Source organism: Proteus sp. G2674, assembly GCF_009915195.1.
In the GTDB taxonomy this organism is placed as follows: Bacteria; Pseudomonadota; Gammaproteobacteria; order Enterobacterales; family Enterobacteriaceae; genus Proteus; species Proteus mirabilis.
The window spans coordinates 1-22,568 of record NZ_JAABLS010000022.1 but is presented as its reverse complement, the minus strand read 5'-3'; the positions used below and the strand labels follow the sequence as shown (position 1 = coordinate 22,568).

Genomic DNA, 22,568 nt, shown 5'->3' with positions numbered 1-22,568 from the left:
ACCAGTGACATACGGATTAACAGTCCGCCGTTCTACCGACTGAACTATGGAGGAATTGTGTTCTCGTGAGAACGAGGCGCATAATAGCGATGATATATCAGGGTGTCAACGTTAAAAAATAGATTAATTAACTGTTTGATTGGTTTATGGACAATATGGCTAAAAAATGGTTAAGGTTCTCCGTGTTGTGTGCAATAACACGGAGAATTTCTCATAGTATTAGACTTGGGGTGATAATTTTTCTGACGAAATCGGTTTGGTGATGGGATCGAATGCGATTAAATACACGTCATAAAAGTGTATCTCTTGTTTTGTGCGTATAATGTCATTGATGTCTTCTTTTATTTGCGCTGGGATAGCCGGGTGCTGGCGTATCTCATTAATCGCTTCATCAGATAATTTTTCAAAAGTATACCATTCGCCGTTATAGCAAACTCTAAGGTCAAGAACGCCGATATCATCAAACTTATAAATAGGTTTGATATCAAATAGCAGTATTCCTGCCATCACAATAAACATCAAAGTGAAAAGAGTCAGCGAAATGACCCCAAAGTAAGGAGAGTAAATAAGCAAAGCGGCCAGTAATAAATATGACAACACCATACTGACGCAAAGCCAAATATGATTTTTTAAAAATTGGCTATTAAAGTGTGGTTTGCCATCACGCTTTTCTGCGGCATTAATACGTGCTAAATCACGCTCTAAAATGTCTTTTAATACATTCATTGTAAATACCTTAAAAGATGAATGTTGCAAATTTGTTTCTTAAGAATAGATTATCATGGAGACAGGATCAGCAGATAGAACAGTTTTTTTAAATTCGACGCTTAACTGTTATTGTTAGTCTCTTAAGACTATTCCTACTTGCTGTTAATAATTGCTATAAAATATCAAATAAATTTTATAGACAGTGACAAAAATAGAGGCGAATTTGTATTTTTTATGTGCAATTTGCATTTTTTTAATCTTTCAATGCATAAAACTATTGCTATTAACCCTATCTCATGCGTTAATGAGTAAGGCCTAAATACAGACCTGATTTATGATTGACATTCTAAGTTAATGAGTTTTAAACAGCATCGCTTTTTGACCGTTTTCTTCATGTGTGCCCATAAGTTATAGGTAGTTCAGGCCAGTAGATGCCGAGAAGGCAACGTTTTATTGATATATAGGAAAGTCACATGTCTGACAAAATGAAAGGTCAAGTTAAGTGGTTCAACGAGTCTAAAGGCTTTGGTTTTATTACTCCAGCAGACGGAAGCAAAGACGTATTCGTTCACTTTTCTGCCATTCAAGGTAACGGTTTCAAAACTCTGGCTGAAGGTCAGAACGTAGAATTCACAATTGAAAACGGTGCAAAAGGTCCAGCAGCTGCTAACGTAACAGCTCTGTAATAAAAGCCTTTTAAAAATTTTCTTCAAGCCTGTCACCTTCTGGTGGCAGGCTTTTTCTTTATGGGTAAAATAAAAAGAAGATAATGAGAATTTTTATCAGGAGTAAAAATGAACGTTAATGATCATGTTGTAGTAAAAACGGACGGCTGTGAAGATCGTCAAGGAACCATTTTACTGATTGAAGAATTTAATGAAGGCATTATGTACTTGGTTTCACTACCTGAATATCCGAATGGTATTTGGTTTTTTAATGAAAAAGAAGGTGGTGAAGGTACTTTTGTTCGACCAGTACAACAAAAATGATTGGTTTAGGAAGCGTTCATTTACATTGTGCAATGGCCTATTTATACTACCAGCCAAATTTTGACGAAGAGAAAACAGATGGATACGCAAAGTAGTAAATTAATGCAAAAAATAAATTGGTAAGCCGTTTTCTTCGCTAAAACTGCTTACCTACCGGTGGGCAGTGCACTTCTTGAATCTCGTTTTACATAGAATCGCACTAACCTTGAGATGCTCTTATTACTAAGAGGTGATTTTATGTGCTATGTTTTTTTCTCCTTATTTCCTCCTCCTAGATTGCTGTAGCCAAAGATCCGTTGCTGTATTACTTCATTAGCCGTATAACGGCGTGTTTTTTTAGCCATTGTTTATGGAGGAAATTAAAATGGCTATGACTCCTTATATCTTAAATTTGGTTGTTGCAATGTGTCTTGGTGCCTTGATTGGTGCCGAAAGACAATGGCGTCAAAGAATGGCAGGACTTCGCACCAATGCTTTAGTGGCGACCGGTGCTGCGGTATTTATCTTAAGCTCCATTGAAACTTCTCCCGATAGCCCAGGACGGATTGCTGCACAAGTGGTTTCTGGTATTGGTTTTTTAGGCGCAGGGGTGATTATGCGCGAAGGAATGAATATTCGAGGTCTTAATACCGCGGCGACACTTTGGTGCTCTGCGGGCATTGGTGTGTTATGTGGACTTGGACTCTATCCACTTGCTACCGTGGCGACATTGCTTATTCTTTGTGCCAATATTCTATTACGGGAAGCGGCTCAACGAATAAATGCCCAACCGCAATATCAAGCGACAGATATTGAACAACGCTATTCTATTCGTATTGTTTGTGATACCCACGATGAAGTTTTGGTAAGAACACTTATTTTGCAAGCCATAAATGGTTTACACGTGAGATTGCAATCATTAAGTAGCGCAGATACACCAATGCCTAGTCAATTAGAAGTTTGTGCTGAAGTGTTGGCAACTCCAGCTGAGCAAAAAGAGATAGAAGCCATTGTTTGCAGGATAAGTTTAGAAAAAAGTGTCAGTGCAATTAATTGGAAAATTGCTTCTGAGCATCCCGCCTAATACTTTATGGATATAAAATATAATACTTTGTGAGTATGAATAGAGGTTATCCCCACAGCAATAGAGCTTGTTAATGTGTTTTATAAGAATAGTGGGGGTAATATCAACAAAAGTAGAATATAAAACAATAACTGAAAACGAGGGAATTTAGCTTATTTTAAACGCTATTTAATACAGTTTAGCATTATAAATAATAGAAAATTAACTAAGTATTAATACTGGTGGTTAAAGGTAACCTATTTCATATGTGTAATTATTCATTGTGAAACTATGTTTATAGCTGAATAAGATCGATAACATGTATCATCAATATTTGTTTAGCTGAAAGAATAAAGTTATCTATAATAAAAAACCATTTATCAATAAAAACTTATTTTAAATCAAAAAACGCATTTTAAAATTATGTTAAGCCGAGTTGGTAGGTAAGCTTTCCTACTAAAAATCCATTTGATGAGTCTATTAATTGTCCTAGCACACAAAATCGTTACTAAAGGGCTTAAGACAAGATGCATTTACTACATGCCTCTATTGAAAACTTTGGTGTCGTACATATCACTCGATGATATTCTCAAACAATTTCAATATATTCGATGAATTATTTATCATTATTCTTTATTTGACGATCGTTAACCTACTGCTTTTTGAGAAATATTTTTGATAAAAGTGCACTTAAAGCAAGTCAGGGGAAGGGAAAAGTTGTGTAGATGACACAGCAGGGGGCTACAGTAAAGCTGATGAATGGGGGAAAGTGTTGGTTGTTGATACATATCATTAGGATATAAATTTTTTTTGTAAACAAGCTGTAGGGGAAATGCTACCAATAAGTAATCTTATTATACTGGTTGAAAAAACATACTAATCTATTTATTGTATAAAATATCTATTTCAATATTACATTATTTATATCTTTATCAAGAAGATGAGTCTGACTTATAGAAGAAAAAATCATCGAATAACGAAATAAATGCACCATTGTAATTTCTATTAGAAATAATTAGAGGCTTATTTTTCGTATTATATCATGATACAAAAATGATTAAAAAGATTAAGTAAAAGTACGGGGAAAAGAAAATACTAAAGGTTAGCGAGAATCAAAAAGAACATGGTCGATAAAAGGCTAATCGATTTCTAAACTATTGCTCATGTTATTGGGCGTTGTTACGTAAACAATTATAGTTGATGGTAACAGAAAGATGGCTAACAATATTTTTATCTTATTTGTTACATAAAAATGAGATCGTTGAGTAATGAGTTGCGTAACTGAGGTTATTTGTTTTTATGATAAAAAATAGTGATAAATAACTATTTTGAATAAATTTGTTATATCAATCTGCTTATTGTGTGTTGTCTGTCAAAAAGTTATTTCCTACCAACTCTACTCTTTATTTGAGTAATGTTGATGATAATCAATATCACAATAAATAAAAATGATAAAAATAAGTTTGCTTTTTTGTTTAAAAAAGCAGTCTTTTTATCAATACCTTTCTTAGAAGAACCCATCTTCTCTTTTGTTAAGCATTGATATTAGCTGATTAGCGCTAAGAAATGGCTAAGGCTACTCTTCTCAAACCATCGGAAAACATGCTTAAAAAAAAGACAAATAAAAATAAAAAACGTATTATTTTTGGTCGTAAATTAAGCTATCTTATCTGTCATATATAAAAAAAGTAACATTTGCTATTTTACAGTTTATTAATGATGATGATTGAGTAGGCAATAAGAGGTTATTTTGATCAAAAATAGTTGTTAATATTGACATTGGATAAATGATTTATACAAATGTTAATATTTAGGTGGTGAGCGTTAAAGCAGGATAGGGATTGATCAAATTGCAAATGAGTAAGTTGGAATTTCCATTCTAAATTTTCTATGTCTCAATCATTTTGAAAGAAGAGATCGGTAAAACTTTTTTGCTGAAAATGAAATAGTTATTTCATTTTTAGTCTATTTTTATCAGAATAACGGATAAGAAATAAAAAAATCACACTGATTATTTATAATAAATTAATTGTTTTTTATTTTAATAAAATCAATCTGTTTTTTTACTTATTGATACTATGTTATTTAAATAATAGCCTGTTTTTTTTATTTATATGTGCTTTTATTTTTTTATATAAATGTAATGGCTAAAATATAAAAAATAAATTATTTTTGTTTATATTAAGTATAAGTCAAATATTATATATTTTTTTTATCGAATTTAATTGGGTAAATAAAGTTATTATTACTACTTTATATTTTTAAATGAGGTTTTTTCTCCTATGGATTTATATTTGTTTTTCTAAAAAAAGTTGGTAAGTAATTTGATTGTTACGTAAAAACCATAAATAAATCTTACCTGTATTGTCATGTTTTTTTATATTGATTAATCTTTGTTCGGTAAAACACGCATAAAGAGTTATATAGCTTTATTATTTTGCACTTTTAGTTATTGATTAGTAATTTTTAATTATTTATTAATAAAACTTTTATGTGATAGAAATAAATATTCAATAATTTATAAGGTAAGATGCATAACTAGGAATTTAATTTTGTATAACTTATCCTGCTAATGTAAGAGTGTTATGTTTTATCTTTATGAATTTTAAGTGTAATTTTTTTTATTTAATTAATTTATAAAATTAGATAACTCAAATTAATTATGATTGGTTGTTTTTTATGCTAATTGTAAATAAAAAGTGATCATTTATGGTGTTTTCAGTAAATGACTAAAAAAACTATATCTATAGAAATATTTATTAAACACAAGTGCTTTGTTCAGACAAAGATGAGGAGGAGCTATGGCAATATATGTTACTATGATCGAAAAAAACTTCAATTTTAGATTTGTCAATTTTTTATGCTGTATTTTTAGGTTTATAAGTTTAATAGATCGTATAAAATAAAAAATTATCATTAATATTTTAATTTGGGTAGATTCGCTTATTAATTCTCAGCAAGTTTTATTACTAATATTACTTGAATAGTTAATGAACTAATTCCATAATAATGATTATCTTTTTGTGATGTAACTCACATAGTATTTAAATTAGACTACTTTATCCGTTGAATAACTTAATCATTAAGGAGTAAAGTTATCTCGTTAGGATTATTCTTAACGTGATATATTGGCGAGCATTTAAAATCCTTTTTAATTTAAATGTTTTTCTCGCTACTTTTTGAAATGATCGTAATCAAGTAATACAAGGTAGTGTTACTACGAGTCATATTCATAAAATGGGGCCTGGAAATTCAATATACATTTATATTAATTTCCTCGGGATCTTACTTTAAACAAGATCCTCTTTGTTCAATATAATCGGACGGGATGTAAAGAGATGAGTACGGTTGAATTGCTTAAGCATATTTATGACATAAATTTATCGTATTTGCTTTTGGCGCAGAGGTTAATTAACCAAGAAAAGGCTTCCGCAATGTTTAGACTGGGTATCAGCGATTCTATGGCTGATGCACTAAAAGAGCTAACATTGCCTCAATTGGTTAAGTTGGCTGAAACAAACCAACTAATCTGTAATTTCCGGTTTGAAGACAGCGAAACAATAGAACAACTCACTAAAGAATCCAGAGTGGATGATTTGCAACAAATTCATACTGGTATCCTTCTTTCTTCTAACTTGTTCCGTCAACTATCGGAACATGATACCTCTGCTACAAAGAAACGGGCATAACAATGAGTGAGAAAAGTATCGTCCGAGAGGCGAAAGATATTCGCCTAGCAATGGAATTAATCACCTTAGGTGCTCGCTTACAAATGCTTGAAAGCGAAACGCAATTAAGTCGAGGGCGTTTAATTAAATTATACAAAGAATTAAGAGGAAGCCCTCCTCCTAAAGGTATGCTACCTTTTTCAACAGATTGGTTTATGACATGGGAACAAAATATCCATTCTTCAATGTTTTATAATGCTTACCGCTTTTTATTAAAAAGCGGGGGGAGTGTAGGTGTTGAAGCTGTTGTAAAAGCCTATCGTTTATATTTAGAACAATGTCCACCTGTTAAAGATCAAGAACCTATTTTAGCACTAACACGAGCATGGACATTAGTTCGTTTTGTTGAAAGTGGTATGTTACAACTTTCTGTATGTACCAAATGTAATGGTTCATTTATTACACACGCACATCAGCCTGCAAGTAATTATGTTTGTAGTCTTTGTCAGCCTCCATCTCGGGCAATAAAAAAACGTAAACTTTCCGCCAATCCTGCCGATATTAACTTACAACTGTTGGATGGTCTTGAACAGTTTGCAATGTGATTCGAGATTGAAAGTTAAATATCAGGTTATAGATTAAAGACTCTATAACCTGAGTTGTTTCCTCTTCCCCTCCTATCTCCTTGCGGTTATGTTCGCCATTCTCTCTATAACGAAATTAGCTAAAGGGATATCGCGTGTTAGTACTCTTAGGATATATCGTGGTGATTTGTGCTGTCCTCGGAGGGTTTACCCTCGTAGGTGGACATCTAGGCGCATTATATCAACCCGCTGAATTTTTAATTATTTTTGGTGCCGGTATCGGTGCTTTTGTTGTAGGTAATAATGGTCGTGCGATCGTATCAACGGTAAAAATCCTACCGAAATTACTTCGTAACACTAACTACAATAAAGCGATGTATATGGATCTAATGGCATTAATGTTTCGTTTGCTGTCTAAAGCGCGCCAAAACGGCATGTTGGCATTAGAGAGAGATATTGAAAATCCACAACAAAGTGACATTTTTTCCCAATATCCTCGCATTATGAAAGACGTTTATATGCTCAGTTTTATTACTGATTATATGCGTTTGATGGTGACGGGGAATATGAATCCTTATGAAATTGAAGCGCTAATGGACGAAGAAATTGCCACTTTTGAAGAAGAAAGTGAAGTACCTGCGGCGGGGCTCTCTACGATGGGCGATTCATTACCCGCATTTGGTATTGTGGCCGCAGTTATGGGGGTGGTTAATGCGCTAGGTGCGGCTGATAGACCTGCTGGGGAAATGGGGGCACTTATTGGTCACGCAATGGTAGGTACTTTCTTAGGTATTTTATTAGCTTATGGCTTTGTTTCACCATTAGCCTCTCGTATCAGACAACGCTCTAGTCAACAAATGAAAATGATGGAGTGCATCAAGACTACCTTGTTATCTAGCATGAATGGATATGCACCACAGATAGCGGTTGAGTTTGGTCGTAAGACCCTCTTTCTGGCAGACAGACCTTCATTTATTGAATTGGAAGAACATGTACGTCAGGTACGGACACCGATGCAGGCAAATCCTGATGCAATGAAAGAAGAGTAATTATGAAAAGTAATTCACAGATAATCAGAGTTAAAAAGCGAGGGAAAAAACAGCACAACGCACAACATGGTGCGTGGAAGATAGCTTACGCTGACTTTATGACTGCCATGATGGCTTTCTTTCTGGTGATGTGGTTACTTTCTATCGCTAGTCCTCAAGAGTTAACTCGTGTTGCTGAATATTTTCGCACACCTCTAAAAGTTGCCATTGAAAAAGGCCGCGTTAGTGGAGACGTGACAAACCCGATACCAGGGGGAGGACGTGATCCTGTGTATAACGAAGGTGATGTACTGCCAAAAGGTGTCGAAGATAAACAGCTCAATGAAAAACAGCAATTCCGTAAACTGAAAGAGAATTTAGAGCAAGTTATTTTACAAGATCCTCGCTTAAAAGATTTAAAACCTCATTTATTAATCGACATGATGGACGAAGGCTTACGTATCCAAATTATAGATAAAGAAAGCCGGCCAATGTTTAAAGTTGGTAGTGCCACTGTTGAACCTTATATGAAAGATATTTTAACTGCGATAGCGCCAATACTAAATGACTCGCCTTATAAAATCAGTTTATCAGGTCATACCGATGATATTCCTTATGCGAGTGGTGCACTCAAATACAGTAACTGGGAGTTATCAACGGATCGAGCTAATGCATCTCGTCGAGAACTTATTGGTGCTGGGCTTGCAGAATGGAAAGTACTACGGGTTGTAGGTATGGCATCAACTGTTCACTTAGTAAAAGAGGATGGTTTTGCTCCGGCGAATAGAAGGATCAGTATATTAGTTTTAACTAAGCAGGAAGAAAAGAAAATTGTACATGAAAATGAGCGGGTTGCACCAGCAATAAAAGAGGCATCAGAAATTAAACCTCTGCTTTCAGGGCAAGAAACCCCACAAGAAAACGGAGAAAATACACAGACGAATTCGTCTGTGTCTTCTTCTACATCTAAGCTTCCCGAATCAAAAAAGGAAAATGTTGAAACAGGAGTTTCTGGGGAAAGTTTGCCATCACAATCGACAAATATTACGACAAAACAGGAAACAACTCCTTAGTTTGTATGTAATCGCGTAAAGGTGAATGAGTAACGATGGATATTACCGAGTTTTATCAAACATTTTTTGATGAAGCAGATGAGTTGTTAGCTGATATGGAACAGCATTTACTGTTACTTGATCCGCAAAACCCAGATCAAGAGCAGTTAAATGCTATTTTTCGTAGTGCGCACTCCATAAAAGGAGGAGCCGCAACATTTGGCTTCGTTAAACTTCAGCAGACCACTCATGTGCTGGAAAACTTGCTCGATAGTGCAAGACGCCATGAAATGGTACTTACCGATGACATTATTAACCTGTTTCTGGAAGCGAAAGATATTATGCAACAGCAATTGGATGCACATAAAAACTCACAAGAGCCAGACGAGGAAACATTTAACTATATTTGTGAGAAGTTGCGTCAGTTAGCTCTAGAAGTTAAAGAGGAACAATCAACTCAATTAGGTGAGGGGAGTGACTCAGTATCTTTAGCTGAAAGTAATGCCCCAACGGAGAACATCACTCCTGTTTCTGCAGTGCATCATACTGACGATGAGCTTAGTAAAGAAAATCAACCGCTAGCAACGGCTAATACACCAAATACTGACGGTCTTTATCAGCACCATATTATTTTATCTGATTTAAAAGAGACCGATATTGATTTAATGCTAGATGAATTAAAGCATCTCGGTGAAGTCAGTCAGGTTGAAAAACAGCACCATGGGTTGGAAGCGGTATTAAAAACCACAGCAACTCAAGAAGATATCAGTGCGGTATTATGTTTTGTGATTGAACCAGAACAGATTTCCTTTGCTAACGTTGCTGATACTGAGGAAAAGGTAAAGTCTACAGATAAAACGCAAGAGCAAGCCGAACACTCACCCTCATCTGTGACAGAAAGTATCCAGCCTGCTGCTCAAACAGAGCAGCCAGCTACGATAGAAAAAAACGTTGCTGAGTTGAATAAAAATAGTCAAGCAGATGAAGTGAATAAAGTTGCCACAACCTTGCCACCAACTGCGACACCAGCGCCTGCGCGAAAACCTGTTGTTGCTCAGGCCAAAACGGAATCAACCAGTATTCGCGTTGCGGTTGAAAAGGTGGACCAACTGATTAACTTGGTCGGGGAATTGGTGATCACTCAGTCTATGTTAGCGCAACATAGTGACACGCTTGAGCCATCTATTCATAGTGATCTACTCAGTTGTATTGCACAGCTACAGCGTAACTCTCGTGATCTGCAAGAGTCAGTGATGTCTATCCGTATGATGCCGATGGAATATGTTTTTAGTCGTTTTCCGCGGGTCGTTCGTGATTTAGCTGGCAAAATGCATAAAAAAGTTGAGTTAAATATGATTGGTAGTTCAACTGAGCTTGATAAGAGTTTAATTGAGAAAATCATCGATCCTTTAACTCACTTAGTCCGTAATAGTCTTGATCATGGTATTGAAATGCCTGCCGATCGCATTGCGGCGGGCAAACCAGAGGCGGGTCAATTAACGCTTTCAGCAGAGCATCAAGGTGGCAATATTTGTATTGAAGTGACAGATGATGGTGCTGGATTAAATCGTGAGCGTATTTTGAAAAAGGCGATATCATCGGGCTTAGCTGTTTCTGAAAATATGAGCAATGAAGAAGTTGCGATGTTGATATTTGCGCCAGGTTTCTCTACCGCTGAGGTTGTCACCGATGTTTCTGGACGTGGTGTGGGTATGGATGTTGTAAAACGAAATATCCAAGAAATGGGTGGGCAAATTCAAATTAGTTTTGAAGTTGGAAAAGGCACACGCATTCGCATCTTGCTGCCACTCACATTGGCCATTTTAGATGGCATGTCAGTAAAAGTGAATGATGAAGTATTTATTTTACCATTAGGAACAGTGGTTAGCTCATTACAACCTGAAGAGGAGGATATTTATCCTTTAGCAGGAGATGAAAAATTATTGCAAGTAAGAGGTGAATATTTACCGCTTATTGAATTACACCGTACTTTTAATATTGAAGGTGCGCAAACCGATATTACTCAAGCTATTGCGGTTATCGTACAAAGTGCAGGGCGCCGTTATGCTTTATTGGTCGATAAGTTAGTTGGTCAACATCAAGTGGTTGTTAAAAATATAGAAAGCAATTACCGAAAAGTACCGGGTATTTCTGCTGCCACAATCATGGGCGATGGTAGTGTTGCTTTAATTCTTGATGTTCCAGAATTACAACGTTTAAGTCATTCTCAAATGACAGAAAAGAAAAAGAATACAACTGCGCATACAGTTATTTAATAGTGAGGATAAAATAAGATTATGGCTGCGGAACATTTCGAGAAATTATCCGGTGAAACTGTTGGACAAGGATTTCTAATTTTTACGTTGGGCAACGAAGAATATGGCATTGATATTCTAAAAGTACAAGAAATTCGGGGCTATGACCAAGTCACTCGTATTGCGAATGCACCTAGTTTTATTAAAGGTGTAACCAATTTACGGGGGGTTATTGTACCTATCGTTGATCTACGCATTAAATTTTCACAAGAAAATGTTACCTATAATGACAACACAGTGGTGATCGTGGTTAATTTACTCAACCGTATTGTCGGCATTGTTGTTGATGGTGTTTCTGATGTATTAACTTTAAAACCTGAACAAATCTGTCCTGCTCCTGAATTTGCGGTAACAATGTCAACAGAATATTTAACAGGATTGGGTACTTTAGATGAAAGAATGTTAATTCTGGTTGATATTGAAAAATTACTCAATAGCGAAGAAATGGAATTAGTTGATAGCGCAACAATTATGGCTAAATAAAGTTTAGCCTATTAATCTTATTCTTTAATACTATTCCGGCTATCTTGCCGGAATAGTTTTTTCAATTATTTGTTATTTCTTGGGGCTTTAATATTAATTAAGTGAAATTAAAGCAGAAAGAGTACTTTTAATTTTAGTTAAGTTATTTTTTTTAAATGTATTAACTAAAAGATGAATGAGCATTATGCCTAGCAGGTTTTTAAAATGAGAATTTAAAATATAACTTATTGATATTTAATTTATTTGTTGTAGATAGAAAATAGTATCTATATAGGATAAAACCTATAAAGTTTCTCTTAAGTCTGCCGATAACTTGGTCATACCATCTATTATAAAAAGGGAAACTCATGTTTAGCCGAATGAAAATAGTGACTGGGTTGTTATCCATTCTTCTGTTGTTTGGTGTTTTGCAGTTTATCTCCGGGGGTGTTTTTTACTCAAATCTCAGTGAAACAAGACAAGATCTGGATAAAACTCTCACAATACAAAAACAGCGTGAACGTTTAGATGAAAGCTGGGCAAACTTATTGCAAGCGCGTAACAATATTAATCGTGCAGCTATAAGCTATCTGTTACAGGATAAAGATCTGAATGTTGATAGCTCATTGTCTGTAGAATATTTAACTGGTCTGGCACGTAAAAATATGTCTCGGGCCGATGATAAATTTAAAGAGTTTGAACAGCATATAAATGCTTATCAAATTCATTCAGAAGAAGAAATACGCAATTTAAAAGGGCGCTTTATTGAGTATTTTTCTGCATTAAATCAGTTAGAAATTTTACTGCAAGATAAAAACTTAAAAGATTTTTTCGAACAACCAACGACTTCTTATCAAGATGGTTTTTATAAAGAGTATCTTGCTTATGTTATGCGTAATGAGAAGTTTAATAATCAATTAAATAGTGCATTAGAAGCTTCTCATCAGCGTTCTATTTTCACGATGGCGATATTAGCCATTATTGTTGTTACAGCATTAATCATTTGTTGGTTTGCCCTGCGCAATGCATTAATTCGACCACTTAACTCATTGTTATTAAATATTAAAGCATTTTCTGAAGGGGATCTACGTCCCGATATCGAGGTGCATGGACGTAATGAAATGAGCTTATTAGCCAGTGGCTTAAAGCACATGCAACAAGAGCTGATACATACTGTTCGTGGTGTTTATCAAAGTACTGAGAATATCTATAACAGCACCAGTGAAATTGCCGCAGGTAATAATGATTTATCCTCACGTACTGAGGAGCAAGTTGCTTCATTAGAAGAGACTGCTGCGAGTATGGAGCAGTTAACGGCGACAGTAAAACAAAATGCTGATAATGCACGCCAAGCAAGTAACCTTGCCAATGATGCCTCAGATATTGCCCGCCAAGGTGGAAAAGTTGTGGCTAATGTGGTGCAAACGATGCACGACATAGCCGGAAGTTCTCAAAAAATCACCGATATTACTGCAGTGATTGATGGTATCGCATTTCAAACCAATATTTTGGCGTTGAATGCGGCTGTTGAAGCTGCGAGAGCCGGTGAGCATGGTCGCGGATTTGCGGTAGTTGCCGGCGAAGTTCGTAATCTTGCACAGAGAAGTGCAGAAGCTGCTAAAGAAATAAAAACGTTGATTGAAGACTCTGTTAGTCGCACTGAAACCGGATCGGTATTAGTTGAAAGTGCAGGGGAAACCATGACTCGTATTGTCGAATCTGTGACACGTGTTACCGATATTATGGGGGAAATTGCCTCGGCATCGGATGAACAAAGTCGAGGAATTTCACAAGTGGGTCTTGCGGTTTCTGAAATGGATCGTGTTACTCAGCAAAACGCCTCTTTAGTAGAACAATCTGCCGCCGCCGCTGCGGGTCTTGAAGATCAAGCAGTTGCATTAACCCGCTTAGTTTCCATCTTCAAATTACCGGGTCAGGAAGAAAAAGCATTAGAGAAAAAGGAATTGGATGCACCCCCTGTAGTACAAGCCGCTGCTCCACTTATAAAACCAGGAACCTCAGAAAAGAAAAAGAGCAGCAGTGTTGAAGATCCCGCTAACTGGGAAACTTTCTAACAACAACAAGTGGCTGACAAGCGGTAGTGATTTGCTACCGCTTATAACGAGGTGAAGGCATGTTTAGGTTTCGTAAATTAAAGATATCCACCAGTCTCTATTTATTACTGATGATGTTTTGTGTGATGCAAGTTATTTCCAGTGGGATCTCACTGGGAATTATTCATTTAAACAACAATCAGATCACTCGAATTGATTTAGATACTGCTAAGCGAGATGAATTAGGATTAAGTTGGGTATCTTTAGTACAAGCACGTAATGCAATAAATCGCGTTGCGATAGGAATGAAAACTGAACAGTCAACAGATTATATCCAATCTATTGAATCAATCGCATTATCACGTTTGGAAACAGCAAATACTCATTTTCAAAATTTCCTTACAGATATTAATCAAGAGGTTATTCCACAAGAAGAAAAAGAGATTTTTAATACCGTAAAAAATGATTATCACGTTCTTTATAGTGCACTAGTTGAATTACATGGCATGTTAAAAAAAGGCGATTTTCAAGGGTTTTTAGATCAACCTACGGAACGCTATCAAACTGCGATGGAAAATTCATTTAATACCTATATGAATTACGTTCAATATGAAGTGGCTGATTCGATTGAACAAGGACATCATTTTTATACCATCGCTATTTTAATGTTTATTGGCGCAATCACCATGGTAATTGTGGTGTCAATCGCCTCTCATCGCTGGTTAAGTTTTAATATTATTAAACCTTTCGCAAGTTTAAGCCGTTACTTTAATGATGTCGCAACAGGCAAATTAAATCGTGAAATTCTGGTTTTTACCGATGACGAAATAGGTGACATTTTTAGACGGTTACGTGAGATGCGTGGCGAGTTGGTGCGCTCTATTCGTATTGTTCGTGATAACAGTCAGGCGATGTATTCGGGTATTCAAGAAATTTCCAAAGGTAATACCGATTTATCCTCGCGCACAGAACAACAAGCTGCTTCTTTGGAAGAGACGGCTGCGAGTATGGAGCAATTAACGGCGACAGTTAAACAAAATGCGGATAACGCGTTACAAGCGAGTAAGTTGGCGGAATCTGCATCTGAAACTGCACTACGAGGCGGAGAAATCACTCACAGTGTGGTTGAAATGATGGATGCTATTACTCAAAGTTCTCAAAAGATAGGCGCTATTATTAGTGTCATTGATGGTATTGCCTTTCAAACCAATATCTTAGCGCTTAATGCTGCGGTAGAAGCGGCGCGAGCGGGTGAACAAGGACGCGGTTTCTCAGTTGTTGCAGGAGAGGTGCGTAATCTTGCTCAGCGTAGTGCTGAAGCGGCTAAAGAAATTAAAACACTTATTGATGAGTCTGTATCTCGAGTCTCTCAGGGCTCTCGATTAGTGAATGATGCGGGGCAAACGATGGAGGAGCTTGTCACATCTGTAAATAAAGTCACTGAGTTAATGGCCGAAATTGCCTCGGCTTCAGACGAACAAAGTAGAGGTATTCACCAAGTTGCTGATGCTGTTAGTCAGATGGATCAGGTGACACAACAAAACGCTGCTTTGGTGGAGCAATCAGCATCTGCTGCCACAGCATTAGAAGATCAGGCTAACAACCTGGTTAATGCTGTATCGGCATTCGAATTGCCTGACACGGATGAAGACGGATTTTCTCACTCCTTAGAAGGTAATGGGTTGAAGAAAGCAGATAAAAAATCATTTTTTAAAAAAACCCATTAAAAAATAATGAAACGTAATGTTACTGAAGAATTGCCAGATATCGCTGCTCAACCGTTAGATTTTTTTTCTGAACGGTTTATGTTGTCCGATGATCAGTTTCAATCAATCTGCCAATTGATTTATCAAAAAGCAGGTATTGTGCTGACTAACAACAAACGGGAAATGGTTTATAACCGTCTCACGAGGAGGTTACGTGAATTACGGATGAATAACTTTGGTGACTATCTTGCGTTTCTAAAAAGTGATGTATGCAACCCTGAATGGCAAGAGTTTATTAATGCGTTAACCACAAACTTAACTGCATTTTTTAGGGAAGCACATCACTTTCCTATTTTGGCTAAACACGCCAAAAACAGGGCAGGAGGAGTTTACCGAGTATGGTGTGCTGCCGCATCTACTGGAGAAGAGCCTTATTCAATAGCGATGACTTTGCGCGATGTTTTTGGGGATAACCCCTATAAAACAAAAATTATTGCCAGCGATATCGACACTAATGTGTTGGAAAAAGCCCGTAAAGGTGTTTATCGACTGGAAGAGTTAAAAACGTTAAACGAAGAATATTTGAAAAAATATTTTCTCAAAGGTGTTGGTGATTTTGCCGGATACGTGAAAATTAGACCACAAGTAAGTGAGATGGTCACTTTTCAGTATTTGAATTTACTTGATAAGCAGTGGAAATTAGAAGGGCCATTTGATGCGATTTTTTGTCGTAATGTCATGATTTATTTTGATAAAACGACACAGCAAAGCTTACTTCATCGATTTATACCATTGCTTAAACCCGATGGAATGTTGTTTGTAGGGCATTCTGAAAATGTGAGCCAACTAAGCAAGGATTTTTACTTGCAGGGGCATACGGTTTACGGGCTGACACCAGCAAGGAGAGGTTATGAATAAAATAACGGTACTCTGTGTTGATGATTCGGCGTTAATGCGCCAGATCATGCGAGAAATAATTAATAGTCACCATGATATGGAGGTCGTTGATTGTGCGCCAGATCCGATAGTCGCTCGTGACTTAATAAAAAAGTTTAATCCACAGGTATTGACGTTAGATGTTGAAATGCCACGCATGGATGGTATTGATTTTTTGGAAAAATTAATGCGCTTACGCCCTATGCCAGTGGTGATGGTTTCATCACTCACAGCCAAAGGTTCAGAAGTGACATTAAAAGCATTAGAACTGGGGGCGGTTGATTTTGTCACTAAACCTCAGTTAGGTCTACGTGAAGGAATGTTGGCCTACAGTGAACTTATTGCAGAAAAAATCCGAGCAGCGGCTCAGGCAAGAATTAGTCGTCATGAAACGAAAACATTACCGTCTAAGTCGTTATCATTTACTCCCATGATTTCGAGTGAAAAGTTAATCGCTGTTGGTGCTTCAACAGGGGGCACCGAGGCTATTCGTCATTTTTTAGAGCCATTACCTATTACCAGTCCTGCAGTATTAATAACCCAACATATGCCGGCGGGGTTTACCCACTCATTTGCAGAGCGGTTAAACCGTTTATGCCAAATCAGTGTGAAAGAAGCTGAAGATGGAGAACGGGTTTTACCTGGACACGCCTACATCGCACCGGGTGATTATCATATGGAGCTTCGTCGTAATGGTGCTAATTACCAGATCCATATAAATAAAGATCCTGCGGTAAATCGGCATCGACCTTCTGTTGATGTGCTATTTAATTCGGTTGCTAAATATGCGGGGCGTAATGCTATTGGTGTCATTTTAACAGGGATGGGCAGTGATGGTGCTACAGGTTTATTAGCAATGCGTCGTGCAGGTAGCTACACATTTGCACAAGATGAAGCAAGTTGCGTCGTCTTTGGGATGCCTCGTTCCGCGGTCGAATTGGGAGCCGTAGATGAGGTAAAAAGTATAAGCTCAATGAGTAAAGCCGTGCTGATGAAAATCAGCACAACACAATCATTGCGTATCTGATTAAGTTCAGTTTAAACAGCAACACAGTAATTTGCCAATATATTTTGAAGGAGTTTTCAATGGCAAGTAAGGATCTGAGATTTTTAGTGGTTGATGATTTTTCAACAATGCGCCGCATCGTTCGTAATTTACTAAAGGAGTTAGGATTTATGAACGTAGAAGAAGCAGAAGATGGTGCTGACGCGTTAGCCAAGTTACAGAGTTCGGCATATGATTTTGTTATCACCGATTGGAATATGCCCAATATGGATGGGTTAGAGTTGCTGAAGAATATTCGTAGTGACGCAGGGCTTGCAACGCTTCCCGTTCTGATGGTGACCGCCGAAGCGAAAAAAGAAAATATTATTGCTGCTGCACAATCAGGAGCAAGTGGATATGTTGTTAAACCTTTTACTGCAGCCATTCTTGAAGAAAAACTCAATAAAATTTTTGAAAAACTGGGCATCTAAGGAGTCGCAATGAGTGGGGATCCAATTATGCCGAAAGATAATGTCGAAATAACGTCAGATATTATCAGTCGGATCGGACAATTGACGCGTATGTTACGCGACAGTTTGCGAGAATTAGGATTGGATAAAGCAATAGCAGAAGCAGCAGAAGCCATTCCTGATGCAAGGGAAAGATTGGACTATGTTGCTCAAATGACCGCTCAGGCAGCTGAGCGTACATTAAATTGTGTGGAAGCTGCGCAACCAAAACAGGATGAGTTAAGTAGTCATGCAACTAAGTTAACTGAACGCTGGGATCAATGGTTTGAGCATCCAGAAGATCTCAAAGATGTACGCTCTCTTGTAACGGATACCCGCAATTATTTGCGGGATATCCCTGAAAGTGCGGCTTTTACAAATAGCCAATTACTTGAAATTATGATGGCGCAAGATTTCCAAGATTTAACAGGCCAAGTGATTAAACGTATGATGAGTGTGGTTCAAGAAATTGAAAAACAACTTGTTATGGTATTAATGGAAAATCTGCCACCAGAGCAACTTGAAAAATCCAATGCGAAAAAAGAGACTGATTCATTATTAAATGGCCCACAAGTCAATAAAAACAATGCTGGTGTGATTAAGAATCAAGATCAGGTTGATGATTTACTGGAAAGTTTAGGTTTCTAATCTATTGGTGAGTTTAGGGCGATAAGGACATAACTGGCTTGCAGGAGGCATTCGCTCTATCTCTGCTCTTTGAGGATGTTCTATTTTATGGATAAAAAACAACCAAAAAACAGGTTAATAGCGCAGGCTATTGAAGAAAATGTAAGCCGCTTTATCTAAGCGGCTTTTGTTTGATGGTGAGAAATACACGCTTTTACCTTATATTCACCACAGAATTATTCTTGCGATAAACCCTCCATATTTGCACCAAATAAATATGTTGTTTCAAAGGTGATGTGTAAGTAGCACACTTTTTTGCTGTTTATACCTTCATAGCCCAAAAAGCCCCGTAAATTTGCGATTGTTCAACCCATCAATTTCTTCTGAATTTGTCATGCTAAGAGACATTTCATTCAGGCTTTAATCTAATTATCTAAATCGGACAGACTGTGGCTGAAGATAGCGATCTCGAAAAGACAGAAGAACCCACACCCCATAAACGGGAAAAAGCGAAAAAGGATGGGCAAATTGTTCGTTCCAAAGAGCTTTCGTCCGTATTAATGATTTTAGGGGGCGTCAGTCTACTGTGGATGAGTGGGCGTTTTATCACTCGTGAGCTCTATGCCATGCTAACGGAAGGTTTTACTTTTAATCACCACATAATCGGCAACGAGAATTTATTGATCCCCCGTTTTGCCAGTTTAATGAAACAGGCTGTATTTGCGTTATCGCCAGTGTTTCTAGGCTTGGTCTTAGTGGCAATTGGTGGTTCAGCCGTATTGGGGGGGATTAATTTTAGTAGCAAATCTATCAAGTTTGATCCGAAAAAATGGAACCCTATTTCTGGCTTAAAACGTATTTTTTCAATGAATGCGTTAGCTGAATTATTTAAAGCGATTTTAAAATCACTCTTTGTCGGCTTAGCCGCAACGGTTTTCTTATGGCACAACTGGAACGATATTCTTCATTTGATCACGCTTCCTCCTTTAAGTGCTTTAGCTAATGCGATGCAACTGCTTATTTTTGCGGTCTATATTGCGGTTTTTATGCTTATCCCGATGGTGGCATTCGATATTATTTTTCAAATTCGTAGCCATTTGAAAAAGTTACGCATGACACGCCAAGAAATCAAAGACGAATTTAAACAACAAGAGGGTGATCCGCAATTAAAGGCGCGTATTCGCCAACAACAACACGAGATGTCGCGGCGACGAATGATGGCAGATGTGCCAAAAGCAGATGTCATTGTCACTAACCCAACGCATTACGCGGTTGCTTTGCAATATAACGACAAAATGGTTGCCCCAAAAGTACTTGCTAAAGGGGCGGGCGCCATTGCCTTAAAAATTAAAGAAATTGGTGCTGAACATCGAATTCCGCTTCTAGAAGCGCCACCGCTTGCTAGGGCGTTATATCGTCACAGTGAGATAGGACAGGCTATTCCTGCAACACTCTATGCCGCTGTTGCAGAAGTTTTAGCTTGGGTCTATCAACTGAGACGATGGAAAACCGAAGGTGGTTTAAAACCTAAACAACCTATGAACTTGCCAGTGCCTCCCGCACTGGACTTTGCTGGAGAAGATAATCGTCATGGCTAATTTGGCCTCATTACTCCGCTTGCCGGGAAATTGGAAAAGTTCTCAGTGGCAGATACTGGCAGGGCCAGTACTTATTTTGCTTATACTGTCAATGATGGTACTGCCATTGCCACCTTTTCTATTGGACTTATTGTTTACCTTTAACATTGCCCTTTCTATCATGGTGCTATTAGTGGCCATGTTTACTAGGCGCACATTGGACTTTGCTGCCTTTCCTACAATACTCCTGTTCACTACATTGTTACGCTTATCGCTTAACGTTGCATCAACACGTATTATCTTGATGGAAGGACATACAGGTTCAGCAGCTGCAGGGCGTGTTGTTGAAGCTTTTGGTCATTTCCTCGTAGGTGGCAATTTTGCTATCGGTATCGTTGTTTTTATCATTCTTATTCTGATTAACTTTATGGTTATCACCAAAGGTGCAGGGCGTATTGCTGAAGTAGGCGCACGCTTTGTATTAGATGGGATGCCGGGTAAGCAGATGGCTATCGATGCTGATTTAAATGCTGGGATCATAAACGAAGAAGAAGCTAAAAAACGTCGTAAAGAAGTCTCGCTTGAATCTGACTTTTATGGATCTATGGATGGTGCAAGTAAATTCGTCCGAGGGGATGCGATTGCCGGCTTAATGATCTTGGTAATAAACGTCGTTGGTGGTTTAGTGGTCGGTGTTGCACAACATAATATGGCACTTAACGATGCGGCAAGCACTTATACCTTATTAACCATCGGTGATGGGCTGGTGGCACAAATACCAGCACTGATTATATCAACAGCGGCGGGTGTTATTGTTACTCGCGTTGCAACCGATGAAGATGTCGGTCAACAAATGGTGACGCAACTCTTTGATAACCCTCGTGTACTAATGCTAACTGCGGGCGTTTTAGGATTGTTAGGGTTAGTACCAGGTATGCCAAACTTTGTTTTCCTCTTCTTTACGGCTGCATTAGCAGGATTAGGATGGTATATCTTAAAACGCCATAGCAGTCCTCAAGTGCAACAACAAAAAGAGTTGGAACAAGTTGAAAAACAAAATCGGGTTGTTGAAGCCTCTTGGGAAGATGTGCAATTAGAAGATCCGCTGTCAATGGAAGTGGGTTATCGTCTTATTCCCATGGTCGACAATCGCCAAAATGGTGAATTGTTAGGTCGAATTAGTGGTATTCGCAAAAAGTTTGCACAAGAAATGGGGTATTTACCTCCTGTTGTACATATTCGCGATAATATGGAAGTAAAACCTTCCTCCTACCGCATTTTAATGAAAGGGGTAGAAATCGGCCATGGCGAAGCTCATCCTGGGCGTTGGTTGGCCATAAACCCCGGTAATGCAGTCGGAACGCTAGAAGGTGATAACACTCAAGAGCCGGCATTTGGTTTACCTGCAGTATGGATTGATGACAGTTTAAGAGAGCAAGCACAAGTACAAGGCTATACGGTTGTGGCGGCAAGTACAGTGATTGCAACACATTTTAATCATGTACTTAACCAATACGCATCAGAGTTATTTGGTCGCCAAGAAGCGCAAATGCTATTTGATAGGGTAAGCAAAGAACTACCGAAAATGACGGAAAATATGATCCCCGATATGCTGTCATTAACGGTGTTACATAAAGTATTGCAAAACCTGTTGGCAGAGCAAGTGCCTATTCGCGATATGAGAACCATATTAGAAGCACTAGCAGAGCATGCACCTGAGCAAAAAGATCCGGCAGAATTAACGGCGGTAGTTCGTGTGGCATTACGCAGGGCGATAACACAACACTGGTTTGGTGATAAAGAAGAGATACAAGTTATCGGATTAGATGCGGGACTAGAGCGTCTATTATTACAAGCGATGCAAAGTGGGGGGGGATTAGAGCCTGGCCTTGCTGAAAACATTGAACAACAAGCCTTAGATGCGGTACGCCGTCAAGAGATGTCAGGGGGCGTGCCAGTACTCTTGGTTAACCATGCACTACGTTCGCTGTTATCACGCTTTTTACGCCGTAGCTTGCCACAGTTAGCGGTATTATCAAATATGGAAATTAGCGAAGGTCGTCATATTCGTATGACATCAATGATTGGTGGACAAAATAATTAATCATTAACCATTGATAAAAGTCTACTAAAACCACTAAATCATCATTTAGTGGTTTTTTTTTAGTTTAAATAAGAAGAATATAAGTAATTGTTCTATATATAGAGTATATTTTTAAATAAAATTAATATTAAGCATGGATATGGTGAGATTTATTTTGATAAAGAAGCTTATAGAATAATAGAAAGAAAATTAAATATTAATAGCTTGTTTGGTAATAGGGCT

The 22,568-nt window shown here is 37.6% G+C and carries 18 protein-coding genes; 17 read left to right on the top strand and 1 reads right to left on the bottom strand.

Annotation, left to right across the window (positions count from 1 at the left end; all coding sequences use genetic code 11):
• Window positions 1-219: 219 nt before the first annotated feature.
• The gene (locus GWI58_RS10215) at window positions 220-726 is read right to left on the bottom strand and encodes a YlaC family protein (protein WP_004243574.1); all 507 of its coding nucleotides are present in this window, start codon (window positions 724-726) and stop codon (window positions 220-222) included.
• A gap of 455 nt (window positions 727-1,181) precedes the next feature.
• Between GWI58_RS10215 and cspE the strand changes: the two genes are divergently transcribed.
• From cspE to flhA, 17 genes are all read left to right on the top strand, one after another.
• Complete coding sequence (gene cspE, locus GWI58_RS10210; protein ID WP_004243573.1) at window positions 1,182-1,394, top strand: transcription antiterminator/RNA stability regulator CspE; 213 nt, start codon at window positions 1,182-1,184, stop codon at window positions 1,392-1,394.
• A gap of 108 nt (window positions 1,395-1,502) precedes the next feature.
• Entirely contained in the window at window positions 1,503-1,697 is a 195-nt protein-coding gene (gene dsrB, locus GWI58_RS10205) for a protein DsrB (RefSeq protein ID WP_004243572.1), read from the top strand.
• 364 nt (window positions 1,698-2,061) lie between these two features.
• Complete coding sequence (locus GWI58_RS10200) at window positions 2,062-2,760, top strand: MgtC family protein (RefSeq protein WP_004248352.1); 699 nt, start codon at window positions 2,062-2,064, stop codon at window positions 2,758-2,760.
• Between the two features lie 3,317 nt (window positions 2,761-6,077).
• Complete coding sequence (gene flhD, locus GWI58_RS10195; RefSeq protein WP_004243568.1) at window positions 6,078-6,428, top strand: flagellar transcriptional regulator FlhD; 351 nt, start codon at window positions 6,078-6,080, stop codon at window positions 6,426-6,428.
• 2 nt (window positions 6,429-6,430) lie between these two features.
• Window positions 6,431-7,012 carry a flagellar transcriptional regulator FlhC gene (gene flhC, locus GWI58_RS10190; protein ID WP_004243567.1) on the top strand — a complete coding sequence of 194 codons (582 nt, stop codon included), beginning with the start codon at window positions 6,431-6,433 and terminating at the stop codon, window positions 7,010-7,012.
• A 134-nt stretch (window positions 7,013-7,146) separates the two neighbouring features.
• Entirely contained in the window at window positions 7,147-8,040 is an 894-nt protein-coding gene (gene motA / locus GWI58_RS10185; protein WP_004243566.1) for a flagellar motor stator protein MotA, read from the top strand.
• 2 nt (window positions 8,041-8,042) lie between these two features.
• Window positions 8,043-9,092 carry a flagellar motor protein MotB gene (motB, locus tag GWI58_RS10180; protein ID WP_004243565.1) on the top strand — a complete coding sequence of 350 codons (1,050 nt, stop codon included), beginning with the start codon at window positions 8,043-8,045 and terminating at the stop codon, window positions 9,090-9,092.
• Between the two features lie 35 nt (window positions 9,093-9,127).
• On the top strand, window positions 9,128-11,347 hold the full coding sequence (gene cheA / locus GWI58_RS10175; RefSeq protein WP_161769150.1) for a chemotaxis protein CheA: 2,220 nt from the start codon (window positions 9,128-9,130) through the stop codon (window positions 11,345-11,347).
• Window positions 11,348-11,368: 21 nt separating this feature from the next.
• A complete protein-coding gene (gene cheW, locus GWI58_RS10170; RefSeq protein WP_004243558.1) occupies window positions 11,369-11,869 on the top strand; it encodes a chemotaxis protein CheW in 501 nt (166 codons plus the stop codon).
• Between the two features lie 347 nt (window positions 11,870-12,216).
• A complete protein-coding gene (locus GWI58_RS10165; RefSeq protein WP_161769149.1) occupies window positions 12,217-13,923 on the top strand; it encodes a methyl-accepting chemotaxis protein in 1,707 nt (568 codons plus the stop codon).
• Between the two features lie 59 nt (window positions 13,924-13,982).
• Window positions 13,983-15,629: a methyl-accepting chemotaxis protein gene (locus GWI58_RS10160; protein WP_110229106.1), complete on the top strand. Its 1,647-nt coding sequence runs from the start codon at window positions 13,983-13,985 to the stop codon at window positions 15,627-15,629.
• A gap of 6 nt (window positions 15,630-15,635) precedes the next feature.
• On the top strand, window positions 15,636-16,526 hold the full coding sequence (gene cheR, locus GWI58_RS10155) for a protein-glutamate O-methyltransferase CheR (protein WP_004243555.1): 891 nt from the start codon (window positions 15,636-15,638) through the stop codon (window positions 16,524-16,526).
• Entirely contained in the window at window positions 16,519-17,571 is a 1,053-nt protein-coding gene (locus GWI58_RS10150; protein ID WP_004243552.1) for a protein-glutamate methylesterase/protein-glutamine glutaminase, read from the top strand. The genes cheR and GWI58_RS10150 overlap by 8 nt, the downstream gene beginning before the upstream one ends.
• A gap of 59 nt (window positions 17,572-17,630) precedes the next feature.
• A complete protein-coding gene (gene cheY, locus GWI58_RS10145) occupies window positions 17,631-18,020 on the top strand; it encodes a chemotaxis response regulator CheY (RefSeq protein WP_004243551.1) in 390 nt (129 codons plus the stop codon).
• A 9-nt stretch (window positions 18,021-18,029) separates the two neighbouring features.
• On the top strand, window positions 18,030-18,686 hold the full coding sequence (gene cheZ / locus GWI58_RS10140) for a protein phosphatase CheZ (protein ID WP_004248348.1): 657 nt from the start codon (window positions 18,030-18,032) through the stop codon (window positions 18,684-18,686).
• A 428-nt stretch (window positions 18,687-19,114) separates the two neighbouring features.
• Complete coding sequence (flhB, locus tag GWI58_RS10135) at window positions 19,115-20,263, top strand: flagellar biosynthesis protein FlhB (protein ID WP_004243547.1); 1,149 nt, start codon at window positions 19,115-19,117, stop codon at window positions 20,261-20,263.
• Window positions 20,256-22,346: a flagellar biosynthesis protein FlhA gene (gene flhA, locus GWI58_RS10130; protein WP_049197044.1), complete on the top strand. Its 2,091-nt coding sequence runs from the start codon at window positions 20,256-20,258 to the stop codon at window positions 22,344-22,346. Before flhB ends, flhA begins: the two co-directional genes overlap by 8 nt.
• Window positions 22,347-22,568 lie beyond the last annotated feature (222 nt).